General features: G+C 75.4%; 19 protein-coding genes and 3 pseudogenes. 4 read left to right on the top strand and 18 right to left on the bottom strand.

Translation table 11 applies throughout. The features are described from left to right. Window positions 1-2,597 (bottom strand): annotated as a pseudogene (locus tag F9B16_RS34840) (hypothetical protein); the annotation flags it as partial. A 109-nt stretch (window positions 2,598-2,706) separates the two neighbouring features. After that, window positions 2,707-3,261, bottom strand: a complete 555-nt coding sequence (locus tag F9B16_RS34835; protein ID WP_151543952.1) for a DUF1707 SHOCT-like domain-containing protein — start codon at window positions 3,259-3,261, stop codon at window positions 2,707-2,709. Between the two features lie 203 nt (window positions 3,262-3,464). Between F9B16_RS34835 and F9B16_RS34830 the strand changes: the two genes are divergently transcribed. Then, complete coding sequence (locus tag F9B16_RS34830; RefSeq protein WP_151543953.1) at window positions 3,465-4,049, top strand: Uma2 family endonuclease; 585 nt, start codon at window positions 3,465-3,467, stop codon at window positions 4,047-4,049. 123 nt (window positions 4,050-4,172) lie between these two features. Next, window positions 4,173-5,117, top strand: a complete 945-nt coding sequence (locus tag F9B16_RS34825) for an NADP-dependent oxidoreductase (protein ID WP_225992124.1) — start codon at window positions 4,173-4,175, stop codon at window positions 5,115-5,117. Window positions 5,118-5,126: 9 nt separating this feature from the next. Here F9B16_RS34825 and F9B16_RS34820 read toward each other — a convergent pair whose 3' ends face one another. Further along, a complete protein-coding gene (locus F9B16_RS34820) occupies window positions 5,127-7,010 on the bottom strand; it encodes an elongation factor G (RefSeq protein WP_151543954.1) in 1,884 nt (627 codons plus the stop codon). A gap of 163 nt (window positions 7,011-7,173) precedes the next feature. Here F9B16_RS34820 and F9B16_RS34815 point away from each other — a divergent pair, with 163 nt between their 5' ends. Continuing rightward, window positions 7,174-7,881 carry a cupin domain-containing protein gene (locus F9B16_RS34815; RefSeq protein ID WP_318839268.1) on the top strand — a complete coding sequence of 236 codons (708 nt, stop codon included), beginning with the start codon at window positions 7,174-7,176 and terminating at the stop codon, window positions 7,879-7,881. Between the two features lie 10 nt (window positions 7,882-7,891). On the opposite strand, the gene F9B16_RS34810 is transcribed toward F9B16_RS34815, so the two are convergent. Then, window positions 7,892-8,386, bottom strand: coding sequence for a MarR family winged helix-turn-helix transcriptional regulator (locus tag F9B16_RS34810; protein WP_151543955.1), 495 nt, complete (start codon window positions 8,384-8,386; stop codon window positions 7,892-7,894). 81 nt (window positions 8,387-8,467) lie between these two features. Between F9B16_RS34810 and F9B16_RS54250 the strand changes: the two genes are divergently transcribed. Further along, window positions 8,468-9,322 (top strand): TIGR03619 family F420-dependent LLM class oxidoreductase, encoded by an 855-nt coding sequence (locus F9B16_RS54250; RefSeq protein WP_151543956.1) that lies wholly within the window; start codon window positions 8,468-8,470, stop codon window positions 9,320-9,322. Window positions 9,323-9,328: 6 nt separating this feature from the next. On the opposite strand, the pseudogene F9B16_RS34800 reads toward F9B16_RS54250, so the two are convergent. The 14 genes and pseudogenes from F9B16_RS34800 to F9B16_RS51455 form a co-directional block, all read right to left on the bottom strand. Further along, window positions 9,329-10,306 (bottom strand): annotated as a pseudogene (locus F9B16_RS34800) (sugar phosphate isomerase/epimerase family protein); the annotation flags it as partial. Then, window positions 10,306-11,454, bottom strand: a complete 1,149-nt coding sequence (locus F9B16_RS34795; RefSeq protein WP_225992125.1) for a Gfo/Idh/MocA family protein — start codon at window positions 11,452-11,454, stop codon at window positions 10,306-10,308. The pseudogene F9B16_RS34800 and the gene F9B16_RS34795, both read right to left, overlap by 1 nt. 49 nt (window positions 11,455-11,503) lie before the next feature. Beyond that, the gene (locus F9B16_RS34790; protein ID WP_151543958.1) at window positions 11,504-12,568 is read right to left on the bottom strand and encodes an ABC transporter substrate-binding protein; all 1,065 of its coding nucleotides are present in this window, start codon (window positions 12,566-12,568) and stop codon (window positions 11,504-11,506) included. Window positions 12,569-12,629: 61 nt separating this feature from the next. Then, entirely contained in the window at window positions 12,630-13,664 is a 1,035-nt protein-coding gene (locus F9B16_RS34785; RefSeq protein ID WP_225992214.1) for an ABC transporter permease, read from the bottom strand. Continuing rightward, window positions 13,661-15,205, bottom strand: coding sequence for a sugar ABC transporter ATP-binding protein (locus tag F9B16_RS34780; protein ID WP_151544470.1), 1,545 nt, complete (start codon window positions 15,203-15,205; stop codon window positions 13,661-13,663). The genes F9B16_RS34785 and F9B16_RS34780 overlap by 4 nt, the downstream gene beginning before the upstream one ends. Before the next feature lie 120 nt (window positions 15,206-15,325). Then, the gene (locus F9B16_RS34775; RefSeq protein WP_225992213.1) at window positions 15,326-16,531 is read right to left on the bottom strand and encodes an ROK family transcriptional regulator; all 1,206 of its coding nucleotides are present in this window, start codon (window positions 16,529-16,531) and stop codon (window positions 15,326-15,328) included. Between the two features lie 220 nt (window positions 16,532-16,751). After that, on the bottom strand, window positions 16,752-17,360 hold the full coding sequence (locus F9B16_RS34770; RefSeq protein WP_151544469.1) for a GTP-binding protein: 609 nt from the start codon (window positions 17,358-17,360) through the stop codon (window positions 16,752-16,754). Next, window positions 17,341-17,865 carry a DUF742 domain-containing protein gene (locus F9B16_RS34765; protein WP_151544468.1) on the bottom strand — a complete coding sequence of 175 codons (525 nt, stop codon included), beginning with the start codon at window positions 17,863-17,865 and terminating at the stop codon, window positions 17,341-17,343. The genes F9B16_RS34770 and F9B16_RS34765 overlap by 20 nt, the downstream gene beginning before the upstream one ends. Window positions 17,866-17,887: 22 nt before the next feature. Next, on the bottom strand, window positions 17,888-18,331 hold the full coding sequence (locus F9B16_RS34760; RefSeq protein ID WP_151544467.1) for a roadblock/LC7 domain-containing protein: 444 nt from the start codon (window positions 18,329-18,331) through the stop codon (window positions 17,888-17,890). Beyond that, window positions 18,328-21,231 (bottom strand): nitrate- and nitrite sensing domain-containing protein, encoded by a 2,904-nt coding sequence (locus F9B16_RS34755; protein WP_151544466.1) that lies wholly within the window; start codon window positions 21,229-21,231, stop codon window positions 18,328-18,330. The genes F9B16_RS34760 and F9B16_RS34755 overlap by 4 nt, the downstream gene beginning before the upstream one ends. Before the next feature lie 105 nt (window positions 21,232-21,336). Further along, the gene (locus F9B16_RS34750; protein WP_151544465.1) at window positions 21,337-22,050 is read right to left on the bottom strand and encodes a GTP-binding protein; all 714 of its coding nucleotides are present in this window, start codon (window positions 22,048-22,050) and stop codon (window positions 21,337-21,339) included. Next, on the bottom strand, window positions 22,031-22,408 hold the full coding sequence (locus tag F9B16_RS34745; protein WP_151544464.1) for a DUF742 domain-containing protein: 378 nt from the start codon (window positions 22,406-22,408) through the stop codon (window positions 22,031-22,033). Before F9B16_RS34745 ends, F9B16_RS34750 begins: the two co-directional genes overlap by 20 nt. Before the next feature lie 44 nt (window positions 22,409-22,452). Continuing rightward, window positions 22,453-22,920, bottom strand: a complete 468-nt coding sequence (locus F9B16_RS34740) for a roadblock/LC7 domain-containing protein (protein WP_151544472.1) — start codon at window positions 22,918-22,920, stop codon at window positions 22,453-22,455. Then, window positions 22,920-23,495 (bottom strand): annotated as a pseudogene (locus tag F9B16_RS51455) (hypothetical protein); the annotation flags it as partial. The pseudogene F9B16_RS51455 and the gene F9B16_RS34740, both read right to left, overlap by 1 nt.

Raw genomic sequence — 23,495 nt, 5'->3', positions numbered from 1 at the left:
TGCCGCGCGCCCGGCGGCGTGCGCCGCGCCCACGTCCGCCCGGCGTCCGGCGACACCAGCAGGCCCGCGTCCGCCCCCGCCACGACCAGCGCGTTCCCGCGCGCCGCGACCTGCGTGAGCGGGCCGGTTCCCGGCGGCACCGCAGGCGTGGGCGTCCATTTCGCGCCGTCCGGCGACGTCCACACGGCCGGCTTCCCGTCGCGCCCGCCGACCGCCACGTAACCGGAACCGGTCGACGCCACGTCGACGAGGTTCCCGGCCACCGCCGCGCGCTGCCACGCCTTCAGGTCGGACGACCGCCACACGGTGCCGCCGCCGACCGCCACATAGCCCGTGGCCCCGGACGCGACCGCGGCGAGCGGCCCGGCTGGCACCTTCGCGGGCTCCCAGACCGACCCGTCCCGCGACGTCATCGCGAGCCCGCCCGGCCGTGCGGCGGCCGTGCGGCCGACCGCGAGCCACCCCTGCCCGCCGAACGCCACGTCCGACAGCCGCCCGGGGGTGCCCGGCACCCGGCCGCGCGTCCAGCCGAGCCCGTCCGGCGAACTCCAGATCGCCGCGCCGCCGTTCGTGCTGCCCACCGCCACCGCCCGGCCCGGCCCCGCGGCGAGGGAGCGGATCACGCGCTCGGTGTGCACCGCGCCCGGCACCGCCGCCAGGTTCACGCCGGACAGGTACGCGTCGCCGCCCTGGTGGCCCGCGACCGTGACCGCGCCGCCCGCCGCGACCGCGAGACCGCTGGTCCGCACCGGCCCCGCGACGGTCCCGGACGGCTGCCAGGCGCGCCCGCCGGGGCTGCGCAGCACCGTCCGCTGCCCCTTCGCCCCCTTCACCACGACGCCGAACCCCGCCGCGGAACCGCCGAACCGCTCGACGCCCGCGTAGCCCGGCGCCGAGAACCGTCCCGCGGCCTGCCACCTCAGGCCGTCCGGGGAGGTGAACAGGACCCCGAACCGCGTCGTCCTCCGGTGCTTCTTCGGGCCGGTGGTCCGCTGTCCCTCCCGCACGGTCGCGAACCCGCCCGGGCCCGCGACCAGGCCGTTCGTCGCGCCCTGCGACCCCTGCGCCTGCGGGACGGCCACCGCCGTCCAGGTCCGCCCGCCGTCCGCGGACCGCCACAGGCCGTCGCCCCGCACCGTCCGCGTGACCTTCTTCTTGCCCTTCTTGCGGGTCACCTGGCGGCTGAACGTCCCGTGCGTCACCAGCACGCCGCCGGACGCGGCGACCCGGTCCAGCCCGGTGATCCCGGCCTGCAGCCCGTCGACGCGCTGCCACGCCCGGCCGTCCGCGGTGCTCCACACCACGGCGCGGCCCCGCGCCGAGCCCACCGCGACGAACCCGTGCACGGTCGCGACGAGCGCGTTCACCTGGTCGTCCGGCCTGAACGCGGACGTGTCGAGGTGCCGCGTCCAGGTCGCACCGCCGTCGCTCAGCCACACCACCGTGCCCGCGGGCGACCGCCCCAGCGCCGCCCAGCCGCCGGCCCCGGCCGCGACCAGCCGCGGGCGCTCCCCGGCGGGCGGCTCCGAGCCGTCCGCGCCGCGCACCTTCGCCGCCTTCCACGCGTGCCCGCCGTCCGCCGACACCAGGAACCGCGCGCGCTCCTGCCCCGGCGTGCCGTCGCCCTCCGTCCCGGCGGCGACGACCTTCCGCCCGGACGCGGCGACCACGGCGAGGTCCTGGACGAGGCCGTCCGTCGAGGCCGACGGGTCGGTCCCGAACAGCGCGCCCGCCGGGATCGGGGCGGGTGGGCGCGGCTTCTTCGGGCCGCCGCCGCTCTGGTCGAGCGCGAACAGCGCGCCGCCCGCGACGACCACCAGCCCGGCCGCGCCCGCGATGGCGGCGCGCAGCGTCCGCGTTCCCCGTCCCCCGGCGCGTCCCTCTGGCCCCGCCTGCGCCTCGCCGGCGCCCGCCTGAAGATCGTCGGCCGCTGCCTGGGGCCTGCCGGCCGCCGCCTGAGCTTCACCGGCCGCCGCCCGGCCGGTGTCCGTCCGAGGTTCGCCGGGTGCTGCCTCGTCGTTGTCCGCTTTCTTGGGTGTCTCGGCCGTGCCGGGCTTGGGCTGGGCGGAGGCCGCCGCTACGACCGATCCGGCCCCGCGGCCCTTCGCCGACCGCTTCGCGGCGCGGTTCCTGCGCGCGTCCTGCTTCGGCTTCTCGTCCGTGGGGGCGGCGACCGCTTCCTCGGCGGGCTTCTCGGCCGGGCTCGCGGACGGCGCGGAGGCGCGCTGCTTGCGCTTCTTCGGCTTGGACGGGGACTCGGTCTCGGCGGCCTCTGCCGGGCGCGTGGAGGCGGGTGCGGCGTCCGCGCGGATGGCGTTGAGGCTCGCGGGCGCCTCGGGTGCCTCGGGCTCCAGGGCGGGGGCGGCGGCGCGTTCCCGGGGCGGCGCCCCGTGGCCCCAGCGGATGCCGGCGGCGCGCCACGCCTCGTAGGCGCGCTGCCAGGGCGACAGGGCCGCCGGGAGGTCGGCGAGGTCGGCGGCCACGCCGAACGTCAGGCGGCGTCTGACCTCGCGCGATCCGTCCGGCCGGTCGTCGGCAGGGGGCTCCGCACCGGCCGGGGACGAGGTGCCGTCCCGCTCCGGGGTCCTCGCCGTCACACGCGCTCCTTCACGGTCCTGGGACCACTATGAAACCGCGCCACACCGGTGGCTGCTCGCACATCGGCGTGAACGGCGGCCGATCGGGCCGCTGGAGCGTTCTATCACCTCAGGCCGGACGGATCCGATCTTTCGCCTCGATCTCCCCCTTGTACGCGAATCCCTGGATGTGGACGACGGGCGCGTCGGCCCCCGGCGCGCCGTGCAGGTCGGCGGAGACGCCCATGCCGCCGGTCTCCACCCGGACGCCCGGCGGGACGATCACCTCGACCGTCGACTTGTAGGCGAGGACGCGGATCGTCGTGACGGGCCCGTCCAGCTCGGCGGCGCGCAGGTCGAGCAGGGAGTGCCCCTTGTAGATCACGGTGGTGTACTTCTCGGGGAGGCGCCAGCGGCCGGTGCGGCGGACGCCGCTCTTGTAGGCCAGCTGGAAGCGCCCGGCGGGGCCGCGGTCGGCGGGGGCGGGGGCGGCCGCGGCGGCCGGCAGGTCGGACGAGACCTCGGCCAGGTCGTCCTCGGTGCGGGCGGCCAGGGCGAGGTCGATGCGCTCGTCCAGCTCGGCCTCGGTGAGCCGGCCTTCGGCGTAGGCGGTGTGCAGCCGGACGAGGACCCGGTCGCGGTCGCCGTCCGAGGCCCGCAGGCCCTTGCGCTGCTCGAGGGTCATCTCACATCTCCTTAGCGGCGGTCTGCCCGCAGCCTGGACCCTCCGGCGGGTGGAGGGTCGAGCAGAGTCGCGATGTATCTTAACCCGATCTCGCTCGGTTTGCGAGAGATTCGCCCGGATCCGACTCGCGATCATGGGGTGCCGGACTCGCGGGCGTCCGGCCGGTAGATTCGGATCAGCCCGTTGATTGAGGGGGGACGGTCATGGGCGGGACGGCGGGGCGTGCGCACGGCCCGTACACGCTGTACGACCTGGACGCGATGCCCGAGGAGGGGCGGCGCTACGAGCTCGCCGACGGCTGGCTGAACGAGCTGCCGGGCGACCTGTGGCACGACCACGCCGCCGACACGCTGAAGACGATCCTGAAGGACGCGGCGCGGCAGGCCGACGCGGACGTGCACGTGGCGGGCGCGCCGCAGGACGTCACCACCCCGGCCGGCGTCCGCAAGCCGGACGTGTTCGCCGTCGCCCGGGACGTGGCGCGCGCCGCGCTGGAGCGGCAGACCCGCACCTACTACGGCCCCGACCTGATGCTGGTCGCCGAGGTCGTGACGCCCCGTACGGTGAACGAGCAGATCGACCGCGTCCGCAAGGTCGAGGAGTACGCGGCGACCGGCATCCCGCACTACTGGATCATCGACCTGGAGCCCCGCCCGTCGATCACGATGCTGGAGCTGTCCGGCGGCCGCTACGAGGTGGCGGGCCGGGCGCGGTCCGGCGAGACGGTGACGCTGACCGCGCCGTTCCCGATCAGGTTCGATCCCGTCCGCCTCTCCGAGATGGACTGACCCCCGGCCGGCGCGGACCCTGCGCTGGCCGGATCCTTTCGGTTGTTGGCGATCTCGCCGCTTTTTGCCGCGGCGGCGTCCGGGCAGAGTGAGTGCGTCGCAACCGAGAAAGGGAGTAACGCCATGTCGGAGCGGATGCGGGCGGTCAGGCAGGACGTGCTGGGCGGGCCCGAGGTGCTGCAGCTGGTCGAGGTCGAGCGGCCGGAGCCGGGGCCCACCGAGGTACTGGTGCGGGTGCGGGCGGCCGGGGTGAACCCGACCGACTGGAAGCACCGCTCGACGAAGATCTTCCTGCCCGACCCGCCGTTCACGCTGGGCTGGGACGTGTCCGGCGTGGTGGAGAAGGTCGGGTTCGGGGTGACGCTGCACAAGCCGGGCGACGAGGTGTTCGGCATGCTGCGCTACCCGGGCGGGGTGGGCTCGCACGCCGAGTACGTGGCGGCGCCGTCGCGGACGTTCGTCCGCAAGCCGGACGCCATCGACCACGTGCAGGCGGGCGCGCTGCCGCTGGCCGCGCTGACGGCCTGGCAGGCGCTGGTGGACACGGCGGACGTGCGGGAGGGGCAGCGGGTGCTCGTCCACGCCGCGGCGGGCGGCGTCGGGCACCTGGCGGTGCAGATCGCCAAGGCGAGGGGCGCGCACGTCCTCGGCACGGCGAGCGCGGCGAAGCACGCGTTCCTGCGCGAGATCGGCGTGGACGAGCCGATCGACTACCGGAGCGTCGACTTCGCCGACGCGGCCGAGGACGTCGACGTCGTGCTCGACGCGATCGGCGGCGACTACGGCCCGCGCTCGCTGCGCACGATGCGGCGCGGCGGGACGCTGGTGGCGATCGCGGGGCGCGCCCAGCCGGAGGACATGGCGCAGCAGGCCGCCGAGCGCGGCGTCCGGTTCGAGAAGCTGCTGGTCGAGCCGGACTTCCACGCGATGACGGAGATCGCCGAGCTGGCGGCGTCCGGGCGGCTGCGCGCCGAGATCGACACGGTGCTGCCGCTGGAGGACGCCGCCAAGGCGCACGAGCGGGGCGAGACGGGACGGGTGTCCGGCAAGATCGTCCTCACGGTCTGACGGGGCCGGTCACCGACTCAGGCCGCGCAGGTAGGCGGCGCGGTCGAGGGGGTCGCCGCCGGTGCGGGGCCGCGACGGCGGCGCGCCGGTGACGCGGCGCTCGCCGGACGGCTCGGACCACCAGGTGCCCTCGCCGCGGGTGAGCGCGGGCAGCGCCGCCTCCGCCTCCCGCGCGCGCCCTGCCGGGATCTCGCCCTTGATCGTCCAGCCGGCCGGGCCGGGCTCGGGCTCGACGGCCGTGGCGCCGAGGGGGCCGAGCGCGGCGAGGACGGGGCTGAGCGCGTCGCCGGGCACCTCCGCCTCGAACGCGTGGCACGGCTCGTAGACGCGGGTGCCCGCGCGCGCGAGCGCGGCCATGAGGATCAGCGGGGTGAGGCCGCGGAAGTCGCCGGCGGTGCTGACCGGCGCGGCGTACCCGGACCGGGTCAGCACCACGGCGCAGTCGGTCACCGGCCAGCCGCGCAGGCCCTGCTCCAGGGTGCGGTGGACGGTCTCCTCGATCGCCCGGTCGAAGGCGTGCGGCAGCGCGCCCGGCTCGGTCTCGCGGCGGAACGCGTTGCCGGAGCCGCGCGGCGCGGGCTCGACGCGCAGCCCGACGCTCGCCCAGAAGTCCGGCACGCGGCGCCGCCAATCCATCTCCTCGACGGCCTCGCCGGTGCCGGCCGGGCGCTCGGCATAGACGATGCGGCTCTCCTCGAAGATCGCCTCGACACCGGCCTCGGCGAGCAGCCGCGCCGCGATGACCTCCTTCTGCACCTCCCCGTACAGCAGCACCGACGTCGCGCCGGACGGGACGGGCCGCGCGCGGATCAGCGGGTCCTCGTCGGCGAAGCCGAGGAGCGCGGCGCGCAGCCGTCCCGCGTCGGCGGGGCGGCGGGCGCGGACGATCGTCTCCAGCGACGGTGGCGGGAACGGCGGGACGTCCCGGACGGGCGGCCCGATCCGGTCGCCGACGCGGACCTCGGCGAGGCCGCGGACGGCGGCGATGTTCCCGGCGGTCAGGGGCCCGCCGGGGGCGCCGGCGATGTCCAGCCCGGTGATCCGCCCGCCGCGCCCGCCCTCGAAGACGACGTGCTCGCGCGTCCGCACCTCGCCGGAGAAGAGCCGCAGGTAGGCGACCCGTCCTCCGGAGGGGGCGCGCTCGACGGCGAAGACGGTGCCGCGCGTCTCGCCGTCGCCCGGCCCGGCGGGCGGCAGCAGGGACGCGATCCCGTCGAGCAGGTCGCCGACGCCCGCGCCGGTCACGGCCGAGCCGAAGTACAGCGGCTGGACGGCCGCGGCGGCGGTCTGCGCGCGCAGCGCCGCCCGCACGGCCTCCGGCGGGGTGGCGCGGCCCTCCACGAAGTCGGCGAGCAGGGCGTCGTCGCCGTCCGCGAGGATCTCCGCCGACGGCGCGCACGGCACGGCCCGCCCGTCCCGCACCCGGTTCAGCGGGACGGGCCGGACGCCCGGCCGGCGGCCGAGCGCGGCGAGCACCGCGTCCGGGTCCGCGCCCATGCGGTCGATCTTGTTCACGAAGATCAGGGTGGGCAGCGCGAGCGCGCGCAGCGCCCGCAGCAGTACGCGGGTGCGGGCCTGGACGCCCTCGACGGCCGACAGCACCAGGACGGCGCCGTCGAGCACCCCGAGGGCCCGCTCGACCTCGGCGGCGAAGTCGGCGTGGCCGGGGGTGTCGATCAGGTTGACGCGCAGCGCGCCGAGCCGGAACGGCGCGACGGCCGACCGGATCGTGATGCCGCGGCCGCGTTCCAGCTCGCCGCGGTCGGTCTGGGTGTCGCCGGCGTCGACGCTGCCGAGCCGGGCGATCGCGCCGGTGTCGAACAGCAGCCGCTCGGTCAGGCTGGTCTTTCCCGCGTCGACGTGCGCGAGGATGCCGAGGTTGAGCGTGGGCATGGGCGGTGGAGTCCTCGAAAGCTCTCGTCCGGAATGGGCTGTGAGATTCCGAAGACCTGGCGCATCTCGCCTCCGCCGCTCAGGGATGGGACGCGTTCATGCTGCCATCCCGACACCCGACGCCCGTACCGATTTTTCGCCGGGTCGGCACTAGCCTTGGACGGTGCTGCTGCTGACGACGCTCGACGGCTGGCGCGCCCAGCCCGGGCCCCGGTTCGTCCTGTCCGACGCGGGCGCCGTGTGGGCGCCCGACTCCGAGCCCGACCTGCTCGCCATCGCCGACGACGTGTACGGCGGGGGCGGCGCCGGCCAGCTCGTCGCGGTGACGCTGGATCCGGAGCCGGGGCTGCGGCCGCCGCGCGGCGTCATCGACAAGACGGCCGCGACGGAGGTCCGGTACGTGCGGCGCGGCCCGGACGGCCGGCACGTCGCGCTGCTGGACCGTCCCGCCACCGCCGAGGCCCTCGACCTGCTCCCGCATCCCGAGGGCGGCTGGTACCGGGAGACGTGGCGGTCGGACGTGTCGTTCGCCCCGGCGGGCTACCCGGGCGAGCGGGCGACCGCGACCGGCATCTACTTCCTGCTGCCGCCCGGTGAGGAGTCGATGTGGCACGCGGTGCGCTCGGCGGAGATGTGGCTGTGGCACCGCGGCGGCCCGCTGTCGCTGCTCCTCGGCGGGGACGGCGACGAACCGGCGGACGCCCCGGAGACGGTCACGCTGGGCGCCGACGTGGCGGCCGGGCAGGTGCCGCAGGCCGTCGTCCCGCCCGGCGCCTGGCAGGCGGCCCGCCCGGCCGGACCGGAGGAGGTGCTGGTGAGCTGCGTGGTCTCCCCCGGTTTCGACTTCGCCGACTTCCGCGCCCGCCCCTGACGAGCGAGCCCTAGCGGGCCGTCCTGCGGCGCGGCCGGACGGCCTGCTCGGTCCAGAACGGCTCCATCACCCGCTCGATCGCGCCGGCGACGGTGCGCCGCTCGTCCCGGGTCAGCGGGCCGAACACCTCGGCGCCCACCTCGTCGGCCAGCGCGCGCGCCCGCCGGTGGACCTCGCGCCCGTCATCGGTGATGCGGACGGAGTGGCGGCGCCGGTCCTTCGGGTCGCGGGTGCGCTCGCAGAGCCCGCGCTCCTCCAGGTCGTCCACCAGGCCGACCATCAGCGTGGGGTCGAGCAGCAGGTAGCCGGCCATCTCCTGCTGCGACAGCGTGCCGGACGAGCTGAGCGCCGCCAGCACGAGGAAGTGCCGGACGCGGAGGCCGAGCGGTTCGAGGGCCTCCTCCAGCCGCTGCTCCATCCACCAGCCGCACTTGGCCAGCTGGAAGCCGGTCACGGACGCGAGCCCGGCCGGCAGCCCGCCGCGCACGGGCCTCTCCTCCGCCATCCCGCCAGGCTATAGCAGTTCGAGGATCCAGCCCATCGATCATCAGTTGACTGGATAATCGAAAAGTTCAACTATTGAGCCATGGCACTGACTCTCGGGCTCTACGGGCTCAACCTGCACGCCTGCGCCGGCCCGCGCGCCTCCGCGCGGATCGCCGCCCTCGCCGAGGAGCTCGGCTACGACTCGCTGTGGGCCGGCGACCACGTCGTCCTGCCGAGCCCCCGCACCGACCCCTCGCCGCTCGACCCGGAGGCGCCGTTCCTGGACGCGGTCGTGTCCCTCACCCACCTCGCCGCGGCCACGGAGCGGATCGCGCTCGGCACGGGCGTCATCGTCCTGCCGCAGCGCAACCCGCTGATCCTGGCCAAGCAGCTGGCGAGCGTCGACGTGCTGAGCGGCGGGCGGCTGGTCTTCGGCCTGGCGGCCGGCTACCTGGAGCCCGAGCTGCGGGCCCTCGGCGTCCCGCCCGGCGAGCGCGGGACACGCACCGGCGAGCATCTCGCCGCGATGCGGTCGCTCTGGTACGACGACGCGCCCGCCTTCCACGGCCGCCACGCCGACTTCGCCGGCGTGGACGCGCACCCGCGTCCCGTGCAGCGCCCGGTGCCGGTGGTCATGGGCGGGCACGGCCCGGCGGCGCTCCGCCGCACCGTCCGCGAGGCCGACGGGTGGTACGGCTGGATGCTCGGCCGACGCGCCGCCGCCGACGCGATCGCGCGGCTGAGGGCGGCGGCGCGGGAGGCGGGCCGCGACCGGCCCCCGCACGTCTCGGTCTCGCCGCCGCGCCCGCCGGACGCCGCGTCCGTCCGCGACTACGCGGAGGCGGGCGTCGACCGGCTCATCGTCGTCCCGCCGATGGGCGCCCCGCTCGACGAGCTGGAGGGGTTCGTCCGGGCCCACGCGCCCGCCGAGGTCGGCGCCGCACCGGCCGGGTGAAAGGAGCGCGGCGGACGGCGGCTCCATCGCGTTCAGCGCCCGGACGAACTCCAGCGCTTCGGGCGCGCCCTGGAGGCGGTCCATGCCCGCGTCCTCCCACTCGACCGAGATCGGGCCGTCGTAGCCGATCGCGTTGAGCGCGCGGAAGACGTCCTCCCAGGGGACGTCGCCGCGGCCGGTGGAGATGAAGTCCCAGCCGCGCCGCAGGTCGGCCCACGGCAGGTGCGACGACAGGCGCCCGCGGCGGCCGTCGCCGGTGCGGACCTTGGTGTCCTTGCAGTCGACGTGGTAGATCCGGTCGCGGAAGTCGAACAGGAACCCGACCGGGTCGAGCTCCTGCCAGACGAAGTGGGACGGGTCGAAGTTCAGGCCGAACGCGGGCCGGTGCCCGATCGCCTCCAGCGTCCGGACGGTCGTCCAGTAGTCGTAGGCGATCTCGCTCGGGTGGACCTCGTGCGCGAACCGGACGCCGACCTCGTCGAACACGTCCAGGATCGGGTTCCAGCGGTCGGCGAAGTCGGCGTAGCCGCGCTCCACCATCGCCTCGGGGGTGGGCGGGAACATCGCGACGGTGTGCCAGATCGACGACCCCGTGAACCCCACGACCGTGGAGACGCCGAGGCGCGCGGCGGCGCGGGCGGTGTCCTTGATCTCCTCGGCGGCGCGCCGCCGGACGCCCTCGGCCTCGCCGTCGCCCCAGATCCGCTCCGGCAGGATCGCCTGGTGGCGCTCGTCCGGGATGTCGCAGACGGCCTGGCCGACGAGGTGGTTGGAGATCGCGAACACCTTGAGGTCGTGCTTGGCGAGCGTCTCCAGCTTCCGCGGCACGTAGCCGTCGTCGGCCAGGGCCTTGTCGACCTCGAAGTGGTCGCCCCAGCAGGCGATCTCCAGGCCCTCGTAGCCCCAGCCGGACGCCAGCCGGCAGACCTCCTCGAACGGCAGGTCGGCCCACTGGCCCGTGAAAAGGGTGATCGGTCGCGCCATCACTGGCTCCCCTCGACGTCGGCCCACCCGCCGGACGCGGCGCTCGCCGCGACCGCGTCGAGCACCCGCTGCACCCGCAGGCCGTCGGCGAACGACGGGGTCGGGTCGGTGCCGTCCGCGATCGCGGTGAGCAGGTCGGCGGCCTGGTGGGTGAAGGTGTGCTCGTACCCCAGCATGTGACCGGGCGGCCACCACTGGCGGGCGTAGGTGTGGACGGGCTCGGTGACGACGATGCGGCGGAACCCCGCCGTCTCGGCGGCCTCGGTGCCGTCGTGGAACCACAGCTCGTTCATCGACTCCAGGTCGAACGACAGCGCGCCGGACGAGCCGCTGACCTCGATCCGGAGCGCGTTCTTGCGCCCGGTCGCCATCCGGGTGGCCTCGAAGGAGGCGAGCGCGCCGCCGTCGGTTCGGCCGACGAACAGCGCCGCGTCGTCGACCGTGACCTCGGCCGTGCCGCCGCCGGGCGCCGGGCGCTCCCGGACGAAGGTGTCCATCACCGCCGACACCCCGACGAGCGCGTGCCCCGTGATGAACTGCGCGGTGTCGATGATGTGCGCGCCGATGTCGCCGAGCGCGCCCGTCCCGGCCCTGTCACGGTCCAACCGCCAGCTGAACGGCGCCTCCGGGTCCGTCAGCCAGTCCTGCAGGTACTGCGCGCGGACGTGCCGGACGGTCCCGATGCGCCCGCCGGCGACGAGGTTGCGGGCGAGCGTGACCGCCGGGACGCGCCGGTAGTTGAACCCGACCATCGACCGGACGCCGTTCGCCCGCGCGCGCTCCGCCGCCGCCACCATCTCCTCCGCCTCCGCGGACGAGTTCGCGAGCGGCTTCTCGCACAGGACGTGCTTGCCCGCGTCCAGCGCCGCGACGGCGATCTCGGCGTGCGCGTCGCCCGGCGTGCAGATGTCCACGATCTGCACGTCGTCGCGGCGCAGCAGCTGCTTCCAGTCGCCCTCCGACGACGCCCACCCGAGCGTGCGGGCGGCCTCGGCGGCCCGTCCGGCGTCGCGTCCGGCGAGAGCGGCCATCACCGGGGTCAGCGGCGGCCCGAAGAACGGCCCGACGCTGCGCCATGCCTGGGAGTGGGCGCGCCCCATGAACGCGTGCCCGACCATCCCGACTCCGACGGTGGTCAATGTGCTCACCTCTCTGTACTGCGCCCGCCGGGATCGCCGGCGGGCGCGCGGCCCTGCCTCAGGACTCGAAGCCGAGCGGCAGGTAGCGGCTCACGTTGTCGCGGGTGACGGTCTCCGACGCCAGCGTGATCGACTGCGGCGGCTCCAGCTCCACCAGGTCGGCCATGCCCTTGCCCTGCGCCAGCAACCGGGCCAGCCGGACCGCGGACGCGGCCATCGTCGGCGGGTAGGTGACGGTCGCCTCCAGCACCCCGTTCCCCGCCTTGATCTCCCGCATCGCGTTCGCGGACCCGGCGCCGCCGACCATGAAGAACTCCTTGCGGCCGGACTGCTTGATCGCGGCGAGCACGCCGACGCCCTGGTCGTCGTCGTGGTTCCACAGCGCGTCGATCTTCTTGTGCGCCTGCAGCAGGTTCGACGCGACCTGGTTGCCGGTCTCGACGGTGAACTTCGCGTCCTGCTTGGCGGTCACGGAGTACCCGTACGACTTCAGCGCGTCCGCGAACCCCTTGCTGCGGTCCTGCGTGAGCGGCAGCGTCGCGATCCCCTGGATCTCCACGATCACCGGGTTCGACACGCCCTTGGCCTTGAGCTTCTTGCCGATGTAGTGGCCGGCGGACACGCCCATGCCGTAGTTGTCGCCGCCGATCCACGTCCGGTACGACAGCTTGTCGGGGAACACCCGGTCCAGGTTGATCACCGGGATGCCGGCGTCCATCGCCTTGCGCGCCACCTGGTTCAGCTGCTCGCCGTCGTTCGGCAGCATCACCAGCACGTTCACCTTCTCCGAGATCAGCGACTCGACCGCGGAGATCTGCTGGTTGATGTCGTTGGTCGGCTGGACGGGCTTGAACGTCACGTCCTTGTACCTCTTCGCCTGCGCCTCGGCGTTCTTCGCGATCGCGGCCGTCCAGCCGTGGTCGGCGGCGGGCGCGGAGAACCCGATGGTGACCTGCTTGCCGGGCTTGTCGTTGTCGCCGCCGAGCGCGCCGGTCTGCGCGGCCGGGGCGGGGTCGTCCTTCTCCTTGTTGCTGGTGCAGGCGGTCGCGAGGGCTCCGGCCGCGACTGCGGCGCCGCCGAACAGGACGCCTCGGCGGGTGGGGCGGGTGCTCTGGTCGCGCATGACGTGCTCCTGGTTTCCGGGGGGTGGGGGCGGGGGGCGCGCCGGTCGGGGGGCGAGCGGGTCAGGTGGGCGAGCGCAGGCCGCGGCGCTGCAGCAGCACCGCGATTCCGATGATCACGCCCTTGGCGATGAGCTGGTCGCTGGTCTGCAGGCCGTTCAGGATGAACAGGTTCGTGATGACGGTGAACACCAGCACGCCGAGGATCGACCCGGCGACGGTGCCGCGCCCGCCGGTCAGCAGCGTCCCGCCGATGATCACCGCGGCGATCGCGTCCAGCTCGTACAGGTCGCCGTGGGTGCTGGAGCCGGTGGTGGTGCGGGCCATGATGATGATCGCGGCAACGCCGCAGCAGAACCCCGACAGCGCGTACAGCAGCAGCGTGTGCCGCCGGACGTCGATGCCGGCGAGCCGCGCCGCCTCCGGGTTGCCGCCGACCGCGAACGTGCGGCGGCCGAACGTGGTGCGGTTCAGCAGCACCCACCCGGCGACCGCGACGGCCGCGAAGATGTACACGACCAGCGGCAGCCCGAGCACCTTCGTGGTGGACAGCGACTCGATCGCGTCGTTCTCCGGGCGGATCAGCTGGGTCTTGCGGTCCGACATCCGCTGCGCCAGCCCGCGCGCCGACACCAGCATCGCCAGCGTCGCGATGAACGGGACCATCCGGCCGTAGGAGATCAGCAGGCCGCTGACGACGCCCGCGCCCGTCCCGACGAGGATCGCGCACAGCGCCATCACCGCCGGGCCGTACGACTGCGTCGCGACGGTCGTCGCCCACACCGACGCCAGCGCCATCACCGACCCGACCGACAGGTCGATCCCGCCCCCGATGATCACGAACGTCTGGCCGACCGTGATCACCCCGATGGTGGCGGCCAGCGCCAGGATCCCGACCAGGTTGCCGGAGGTCGGGAAGTTGTCCGGCTCGGTGATCACCCCGACCACCGCCAGCAGCGCCAGCGCGGCGACCAGCCCGAGGTGCCGGAACTCGCCGGGCCCGCGGCCCGCGCCGGCGCGCCGCAGCGGCCGCAGCGGCCCCTTCGCCCAGGCTCCGCCCGCCGCGGCGCCGCGCACGCCCGCGTCCGTCTCGGTCACAGCGCGCTCCCTTCCATGATCATGTTGAGTACGGCGGCCTCGTCCAGCCCGGCGGCGTCGCCGCTGTGCACGACCCGGCCCTCGCGGACGACCAGCACCCGGTCGGCGAGACCGAGCACCTCGGGCACCTCACTGGACACCAGCAGCACCCCGATCCCGCGCGCCGCCAGGGCGCGGATCACCGCGTACAGCTCGGCGCGGGCGCCGACGTCCACGCCGCGGGTCGGCTCGTCCAGGATCAGCAGCCGCAGGTTCCGCGCGCCGGCCAGCCACCGCGCCAGCACGACCTTCTGCTGGTTGCCGCCCGACAGCGTCACCACCGGACGGCGCGGATCGGGCGGCCTGATGTCGAGCGCCTCGATCTGCTCCCGGACGTCCGCCAGCTCGCGGCGCCGGTTCAGCCAGCCGAACCGCGCGTACCGGCGCAGGCCCGCGACCGTCACGTTCCCGGCGACGGAGTCGTTCAGCAGCAGCGCCTGGCTCTTGCGCTCCTCCGGCGCCATGCCCATCCCGCGCCGCACCGCCGCGCCCGTGTCGCCCGGACGCACCGGCCGGCCGTCCACCAGCACCCGCCCGCGCGCCGGCCGCCGCGCCCCGTAGACCGCCTCGAGGATCTCCGAGCGGCCCGACCCGACGAGCCCGGCCAGCCCGACGATCTCGCCCGCGCGGACGGAGAACGACACGTCCGCGAACGCGCCGGGCAGCGTGAGCCCCTCGACCCGCAGCACCTCGGCCGGTCCGCCGTCTTCGTCGTCGCCGTCGTCGTGCGGCGCGGGGCGGTCGGGGAACACGTACTCGATGTCGCGGCCGGTCATCAGCGACACGATGTGGTCGGTCTTCGTCGTCTTGGCGGGCAGGCCGTTCGCGACGGACCGGCCGTCCTTCAGCACGGTCACCCGGTCGCCGATCTCGCGGATCTCCTCCAGCCGGTGCGAGATGTAGACGACGGCCACGCCGGCCGCGGTCAGCTCCCGGATGATGCGGAACAGGTTCGCCACCTCGTCGTGCGCGAGGGCGGCGGACGGCTCGTCCATCACGATGAGCCGCGCGTCGTGCGACAGCGCGCGGGCCATGCTGACGACCTGCTTGCCCGCCGCGGGCAGCCGGCCCGCCTCGCGGCGCGGCGGGATCTCGCCGTGCCCGAGCCGGCCGAGCAGCTCCCGCGCGGCCCGCTCGGCGTCGCCGCGCCGGGTGAACCCGAGCGTCGCGCGCTCGTGGCCGAGGAAGATGTTGTCGGCGACCGACAGCCCGTCGACCAGGTCGAGCTCCTGGTAGATGGTCGCGATGCCGGCCCGCATCGCGGCGGTCGGCCCGGCGAGCCGCGCGGGCCGCCCGGCGAAGGCGATCTCGCCCTCGTCCGGCTGGTGCGCGCCGGCGAGCACCTTGATGAGCGTCGACTTCCCGGCGCCGTTCTGGCCGAGCAGGCAGTGCACCTCGCCGGCCCGGACGTCGAGGTCGACGCCGTCCAGCGCGCGGACGCCGGGGAACTGCTTGACGATGCCGCGCATGCGCAGCAGCGGTTCGGGTTCGGACGGGCCCATCGGGCCTCCTCGGGGGTCAGGAGGGACGCGGGTCGAGGGGGACGAAGGTCGGGGCGCGGGTCGGACGGGCGCGGGTCGGACGGGCGCGGGTCGGGCGGGGCGCGGGACGGGCGGGCCCGGTCAGGCGGGGCCGGGGTCGGGCGGCGGGGAGAACACGTGGTCGCTGATGAGCCGCGCGCCGCCCACCACCCCGGCGGCGCCGGCCAGCTCGGACAGCACGATCGGCAGGTTGCCGGTCGCCAGCGGCGCCGACCGGCGGTAGACGACGCTGCGGATCTCGGCGAGGAGGGTGTGGCCGAGCCCGGCGACGCCGCCGGCGATGATCACCAGGCCCGGGTTGAAGAAGCTGACCAGCCCAGCGAGGACCTGCCCGACGTGCCGGCCGCCCTCCCGGATGATCCGCACCGACGCCGGGTCGCCCGCCGCCGCGGCCTGCGCGACGTGCTCGCCGGACAGCTCCCCGTGCGCCTCCAGCAGCGCGGCGAGCTGCGGCGACTCCCCCGAGCGGGCCGCCGCCTCCGCGTCCCGCGCGAGGGCCGCGCCGCCGAAGTAGGCCTCCAGGCAGCCCGCGTTGCCGCACGCGCAGATCGGCCCGTCGTCGTCGATCCGGATGTGCCCGATGTCGCCCGCGCTGCCCGACACGCCGCGGTAGATCGCGCCGTCGACGACGATGCCGCAGCCTATGCCGGTGCCGATCTTCACGAGCAGGAAGTCGTCCACCGACCGCGCGAGGCCCGCGTGCAGCTCGCCGAGCGCCATCAGGTTCACGTCGTTGTCCACCAGGACGGGGCAGCCGAGCTCGGCGCCGATCGCGTCGCGCACCGGGAACCGGTCCCAGCCCGGCATGATCGGCGGGACGACCGGCATCCCGTCCCGGAAGCTCACCGGCCCGGGGACGCCGATGCCGGTGCCGTGCACGCGCGGGATCAGGCCCTCGTCGCGCAGCTTGCCGAGCAGGTCGAGGGCCCGGTCCAGCACCGCCGTCGCGCCCTGCCGGACGTCGCACGCCTCGCTGACGTGGCCGAGCACCTCCAGGGCCCCGTCGGTCACCGCGACGTCGATCGAGGTGGCGCCGATGTCGAACGCGACGAACCGCAGGCTCGGCGACAGCCGGACGATCCCGGACCGCCGCCCGCCGCGCGACGCCGCGAGCCCGGCGCCCTCCACCAGCCCGAGCTCGACCAGCCGGTCCAGCTCGACGGCCAGCTTCGAGCGCGACAGCCGGACGACGTCGCCCAGCTCGGCCCGCGAGCGCGGGCCCTCGTCGCGCAGCAGCCGCAGCAGGCGTGCCTGATGCACGTTCTGCGGGCGAGCCGGCATGCGCATCACGCCGTCCTCTCGGGTTCCGTCCGGGGCGCCGGGGCCGATGTGACCCCGGTCTCATGCGGAGACCGTAACCGGCTTTCGCCGCCTTGAGAAGACCTTTCCACCAACTTCGGCCAACTTTCTCCACTCACAGGACAAAGTCGGCCGCGAAAAAGCCCCGGACCGGCACATGCCGGATCCGGGGCTCGCCCGCGGGATCAGTACTTCATGAGGGCCCGGGTCAGTACGTGACGGGCTGGCGGCCGGCGCTCATCGTGCGCATGATGTGCTCGACGAGCGTGATCAGCACCCGCTTGGCGTCCTCCCGGTCGCGGACGTCGCAGTCGATCACCGGGATCTCCGGGGACAGGTCCAGGGCGTCGCGCACCTGGTCGTGGGTGTGCCGGCCGGCGCCGTCGAACCGGTTGACGCCGATGATGAACGGCACGCCGCGCCGCTCGAAGTAGTCCACCGAGGCGAAGCAGTCGGCGAGCCGGCGGGTGTCGACCAGCACCACCGCGCCGAGCGCGCCCTTGGCCAGCTCGTCCCACATGAACCAGAAGCGGTCCTGGCCGGGCGTGCCGAACACGAACAGCACCAGGCCGTTCGGCAGCGTGATCCGCCCGAAGTCCATCGCCACGGTCGTCGTCGTCTTGGACGCCACCGCCGTGGTGTCGTCGATGCCGATGCTCTTCTCGGTCAGCGCCTCCTCGGTGCGCAGCGGACGGATCTCGCTGACCGCGCTCACCAGGGTGGTCTTGCCGACTCCGAAGCCACCGGCCACAAGGATCTTGACGGTCAGCGCGGAATCGCCCGCCTGGGCGGCCGCGTCAGAGCGCACGGATTCCATCGATCACTTCCTTGAGTACGCGCTCGCTGGGGAACTGCGCCACCGGCGCGGGGCGCCGGACCTGTATCAGCGAGCGGTCGAGCAGGTCGCCGAGCAGGACGCGGACGACCCCGAGGGGAAGTTCCAGATCCGACGCTATCTCGACGACCGACAACGGGGTGCGGCAAAGCTCCAGGATCATGTCATGTTCCGGCTCCGGCGACCACGGAGACGCCGGAATCGCCGGAGACGCGCCCGCGGCGTCCGGCGCGTCGACGGCCTCGATCAGCGCGACGAGGTCGAACTCGACGCCCTCGTAGCGGGTGCGGCCGCCGGTGAGCGCGTAGGGGCGCACGACGGGCCCGGCGGCGTCGTCGAACCACGCCGACCCGCCCGGTGCGCCCGGTACGCCCGCCGGGGAGCCGGTCGCGGCACCGGCCGCCGCGCCGGTCGCGGACCCGGTCGCGGCGCCGCCCGCGGAGCCGCCTTCGGCGCCGGCGGGATGCCGGTGCGGCCACTCGGGCACGGAACCCTCGGTCCCGTCCACCTCACACGCCGCCCTCGGCGGCGGCCGCCCGCGGGCTGGCCGACAGGTGCTGGCCGACCCGCGTGACGAGCATCGCCATCTCGTAGGCGATCATGCCGAGGTCGGCGTCGGCGTCGGCGAGCACCGCCAGGCAGGCGCCGCGCCCGGCGGCGGTGACGAACAGGAACGCCGACTCCATCTCCACGATGGTCTGCCGGACCGGGCCGCCGCCGAACGACTCGCCCGCGCCGCGCGCCAGGCTCTGGAAGCTGGCGGCGACGGCCGCGAGGTGGTCGGAGGCCTCCTGCCCCAGGCCGCGGGAGGCCGCCATGCGCAGGCCGTCGCTCGACAGGACCACCGCGTTCTGCACCTGGGCGACGCGCTGGACCAGGCTGTCGAGCAGCCAGTTCAGCTCGCCGCCGGCACCGCCCGCGGCGTCCGCGCCGGAGTGCTGGGCATCTGTCATGGGGCGTCGTCCTCCTGGTCACCTCGGTTGGGCCGATCGTCGAGGCCGGACGGCGCCTGCGCCTCGGCGTCGGCCGCCTCCCGCCTGCCGCGCTGCCAACCGCGCTGCATGGCGGACATCATCGATCGCATGGTCTCGGGCGAGCGCGCCGCGTCCGGGCCGTCCGGTGGAGCGGTCCCGTCGCCGGGCGGGACGCCGGGGGCGCCCGCGTCTCCGGGTCCGGCCGGGGACGTGTCGGCGGGGACGGGGGCCGCCAGCGGCAGCGACGGCTCCGGCGCCTGCTCGGCGGGCCGCTCCGGCTGACCGGGCCCGGGCGGGGTCGCGGCTGCGGGCGGCGGTGCCTGTCCCCGCGCGGCCAGGTGGGCGTCGACCCGCTCCTTCAGCTGGGGCGCGAGGTGCGTCTGCCGGCGGCGCTTCGGAAGCTCGCCCTCCTTGAGCGGCGGCGCGGGCTCGGCGTCCGCCGCCTGGGCGGGCTCGTGGGCGGGCTCCGGCGAGGCCTGCGGCCGGTCGGCGCGGCGCGAGCGCCTGCGCTCCGGCAGGGGCGTCGGCCCCGGCGCCTCGTCGCGGGCCTGCTCGGTCCGCCCGGATTCGGCCCGAACCGGTTCCGCCCGGACGGGTTCGCTCTTCGCGGGCGCGGGCTTGGCAGGGGCGGCCTGCACAGGGTCGATCTGCGCGGGATCGGTCTGCGTGGGGTCGGTCTGCGTGGGGTCGCCCGCGACCGGCTCGGCCCGGACCGTGTCCGCCCGCACCGGTTCGGCCTCCGCGACCAGCCGCACGACGCCGCCCTGCTCCACCGCCGGGCGCGCGGGCGCCGACAGCGCGCCCGCGGGCGCGGCGGGCAGCCGCATCGGCCCGGTGTTGCGGCGCGAGACGGGCTCCGGCTCGGCGGTGTCCACGATGAGCGACCCGGGGATCAGCGCGATCGCGGTCGTGCCGCCGTACGGCGACTGCCGCAGCGTCACCTTGATGTCGTGCCGCTCCGCGAGCCGCGCCACGACGAACAGGCCGAGCTGCGCGCTGTCGGACGGGTCGAACTCCGGCGGGTCGTCCAGCCGGGCGTTCGCGGCGCGCAGCGCCTCGTCGGTCATGCCGAGGCCGCGGTCCTCCACCTCGATCGCGAAGCCGTTGGCGACCGGGTGCCCGCTGACCCGCACCGGCGACTGCGGCGGCGAGAACGTGGTGGCGTTCTCCACCACCTCGGCGAGCAGGTGGATGACGTCGGCGACGGCGGAGCCGAGCAGCGCGATCCGCGGCAGCGGCTGCACCCGGACGCGCGGGTAGTCCTCGACCTCGGCGACCGCGCCGCGCACCACGTCCACCAGCGGGACGGGCCGCCGCCAGCCGCGCCCGGCGGTCTTGCCGGCGAGGATGACCAGGCCCTCGGCGTGCCGCCGCATGCGGGTCGCGAGGTGGTCGAGGCGGAACAGGTCCGACAGCTCCGACGGGTCCTCGGTGCGGCGCTCCATGGTGTCGAGCAGGCTGAGCTGGCGGTGCAGCAGCGCCTGGTTGCGGCGGGCGAGGTTGACGAACACCTCGCTGATCCCGCGCCGCGCCGCGACCTCGCCGGCCGCGGCCACCAGCACCGCCTCGCGGGCCCGGTCGAAGGAGTCGGCGATCTGCCGGATCTCCCGGATCCGGAAGTCGACGGCGGGCTCCGGCTCCGGCTCGGCGGGGCGCCCGGCGCGGACCTGCTCGGCCAGCAGCGGGAGCCGCTTGCGGGTGAAGTCGACGACGGCGCCGGCGAGCGTGCGGCACTCGCGCAGCAGCCGCCGCGACACCCGGATCGCGATCAGGGCGGACAGCACCACGGCGACCAGGCCGAGGCCGCCCGCGATGCCCAGCCGGACGAACACGCCGACCGCGATGTGCTGGGCGCGGCCGGTGATGTCGTCGAGGGTGCGGTTCTCGAAGCGGTAGAGGCCCTCGTCGGCGTCGTCGGCGACGGTCCGCCACTCGGACGGGTCGACGACCGGGACCTTCACGGTGCGGACGGCCCGGCCGGCGGTCCCGCTCTGGGCGCCCTGCCCGGTCGCGGAGCCCTGCCCGGTCGCGGCGCCCGTCCCGGTGGCCGTCCGGCCCTGGACGGGCTTCTTCTTCGCGGCGGTCCGGACCTGCTCGGTCCCGCGGATCACCTGGTCCTCGAGCTTGCGCAGCTGCGCGAACTGCGGGGAGGCCGTGAGGCGCTCATAGCGGGCGCGGTCGGCGGCCGGCAGGTTCGGGACGTTGTCCGCGTACGTCATCCGCTGCGCGCCGACGAGCTGCGCGAACTCGCCGCGCTCGGCGGCGCTCAGGTGCCCGGCGGCGAGCGCGCCGGTGAGCAGCGCGTCCTCGCGGGACAGGAACTCCCGGCCGCGGCCGACGGAGGTGAGCGTGCGGGCGTCGGCGGTGATGGTCCCGTTCGCGGGGGTCGTCGCGCTGTAGATCGCGAAGCCGGCGTCGATGATGCCGCTGTAGTCGGCGAGCACGTCCGCGCGGCCGGACGCCCGGTCGTCGACGCCGCGGCGGGTCGCCTCCAGCGTGCCGAGCTTGGCGAGCAGGTCGTCCATCCGCTTGACGACGCCGGGCAGGATGGAGCCGCGCAGCGCGCCGTCGCCGAAGCCCTTGCGCAGCTCCTTGACGGCGCCGTCGGTCACCTGCCGCTGGGTGCGCAGCACGTCGGGGTTCACCGCGCGCGACGACCCGGCGTCGGCCATCGACAGCCGGCGCTCCTTCTGCAGCGCGTTCATCAGCCGCTGCGTCGGCAGCACCGCCTCCTGCTGGAACTTGCGGCTCTGCAGCAGCTGGTGGGCGTCCCCGTAGGTGATCCCGGTGAGGAACATCCACAGCGCGGCCAGCGCGAGCAGCGGCACGAGGACCAGGAGCGTGATCCTCGCCCGGATGGAGGAGAAGCGGGAGCCCATCACGGCAGGGGGACCATGCTCACATCGGCGGCTTTCGGCGAGGGGGGATGCGACATGCGGGGGAAACCTCCCGATGCGGGATGTACGGGGGTCTGCGGGACTCTACTACGTCGCGGGTCCGCGACGATCAGGTGACCGAGCGTCATGTCCGGGGTCGCCGGCGTCCGGCCAGCTCAGCACGTGCTCCATCAGCGCGATGAGGACCTGCTTGGTCGAATCGCGGCGGCGGGCGTCGCACAGCAGCACCGGGACGCCCGGGTCCAGGTCCAGCGCGATCGCGACGTCCCGGGGGTCGTGCCGGCGCGCGTCGTCGAAGCAGTTGACCGCCACGACGAACGGCAGCCGGCGCCGCTCGAAGTAGTCGATCGCGGGGAAGCAGCCGGTCAGCCGGCGGGTGTCGGCGAGCACGACCGCGCCGATCGCGCCGGCCGCCAGCTCGTCCCACATGAACCAGAAGCGGTCCTGGCCGGGCGTGCCGAACAGGTAGAGCAGCAGCTGGTCGGAGAGCGTGATGCGGCCGAAGTCCATCGCGACGGTCGTGGTCGTCTTGCCCTGGACGCCGGTGACGTCGTCGACGCCGACGCCGCGGTCGGTCAGCGGCTCCTCGGTGCGCAGCGGCCGGATCTCGCTGATCGACCCGACGAAGGTGGTCTTGCCGGCGCCGAACCCGCCCGCGATGAGGATCTTGGTGGTGACGAGCGGGTGGGCGGCCGCGCCGGCGGCCGGCGCGGCGGGGCCGCCGAACCAGGGGTGCTCGCCGGCTCCCGGGGCGGTGCGGCCGGGGGCCGCCTCGCCGGGGTCAGAGGGCGCGTAGGCCATTGAGGACCTCCCTCAGGACGCCGCGTCCGGGGCGTCCGCCGGCGGGGGCGGCGGAGTCCACCACCGCGATCAGCCCGGCCTCGCGCAGGTCGCCGAGCAGCACCCGGACGACGCCGAGCGGCAGCCCGAACTCCGACGCCAGGTCGACCACGGCGACCGGGCGGGCGCAGCCGCGCAGCAGCCGCACGTGGTCGGGGCTGTAGCGCAGCCGGTCGCCCGGCTGCGCGCCGGTCGCCGCGACGACCGCGATCAGTTCGAACCCCTCACCCGCGGGACGGGTGCGGCCCCGGGTCCGCGCGTAGGGGCGGACGAGCGGGCCGGCCTCCCAGTCCAGCCACCGCTCCGCCGACGGGTTCATCGGTCAGTACCCCCACATCTCCCCCGGGACGGGCTCCGCCCGGATCACCGGCCCTGCGGGGCCGCTCCCCCGGCGCCGAAGCCGCCGGTGTAACCGCCGCCGAAGCCGCCGCCCGCCGCCTCGTGGCGCGGGGCGGCCTGCAGGTGCTGCCCGACCCGCTTGACGAGCACCGCCATCTCGTAGGCGACCAGGCCCGCGTCGGCCTCCGCCTCGGCGAGCACCGCGAGGCAGGTGCCGTCGCCGGCGGCGGTGACGAACAGCAGCAGCGCGTCCATCTCGATGATGGTCTGGCGGACGTTGCCGCCCGCGAAGTGCCGGCCGGCGCCGCGGGCGAGGCTCTGCACGCCGGACGCCAGCGCGGACAGGTGCTCGGCGTCCTCGCGGCCGAGCTCGCTGGACGCGGCGACCGCGAGGCCGTCGCGGGACAGGATCACCGCCTGCCGCACGCTCGCGACGCGCTCGGCGAAGTCGTTGAGCAGCCAGTTGAGCTCGCCGGTGACCGTGTTGTGCATCATCGGGTCCCCTCATCCTCCCCATCGGACGCGCGGCCGCGCCGCCATCCCTGCTGTACCGAGGCCATCAGCGAGCGCGCCTCCTCCGGGGACCTCGCGACCCCGCCGGCGGTGCCGCCGCCCACCGGAGGGGGCAGCGGCGGCGGTTCCTTGCGCAGCTGCGGCGCGAGGTTCTCCTGCCGGACCCTGCGGGGCAGGCCCGCGTGGGTGCCGGCGGGAGAGCCGCCCTCCGCGCCGCGAGGGCGCTCGCCGCCGTCGACGGTACCGCGATCCGCCCCGCCGTCCCACGCCGTGTCACCGCCCGGATGCGCACCGCGCTCCGATCCGGGGTCGTCCCGCCCGGGTGCGCCGGCGGTGGCGCCGGGCGTGCGGGCGCCGGGCGCGTAGACGGGCGCGGGCATCCAGCCGTCGGCGTCGGACGGGTCGTCCGACGCGTAGGCCGGCATGGCGTCGGCCTCGTCCGACCACGGGTTCGCGGAGCCGCCGCGCGGGCCGTGAGGCGGCGCGGCGGGCGGCGCGTCGTCGGGCCGGCCCCAGGGGGTCGCCGGACCGGCGAGCTGCGGCAGCACGGGCGG

The organism is Actinomadura montaniterrae (assembly GCF_008923365.1).
GTDB classification, from domain to species: Bacteria; Actinomycetota; Actinomycetes; order Streptosporangiales; family Streptosporangiaceae; genus Spirillospora; species Spirillospora montaniterrae.
This window is presented reverse-complemented; position numbering and strand designations above follow the sequence as displayed.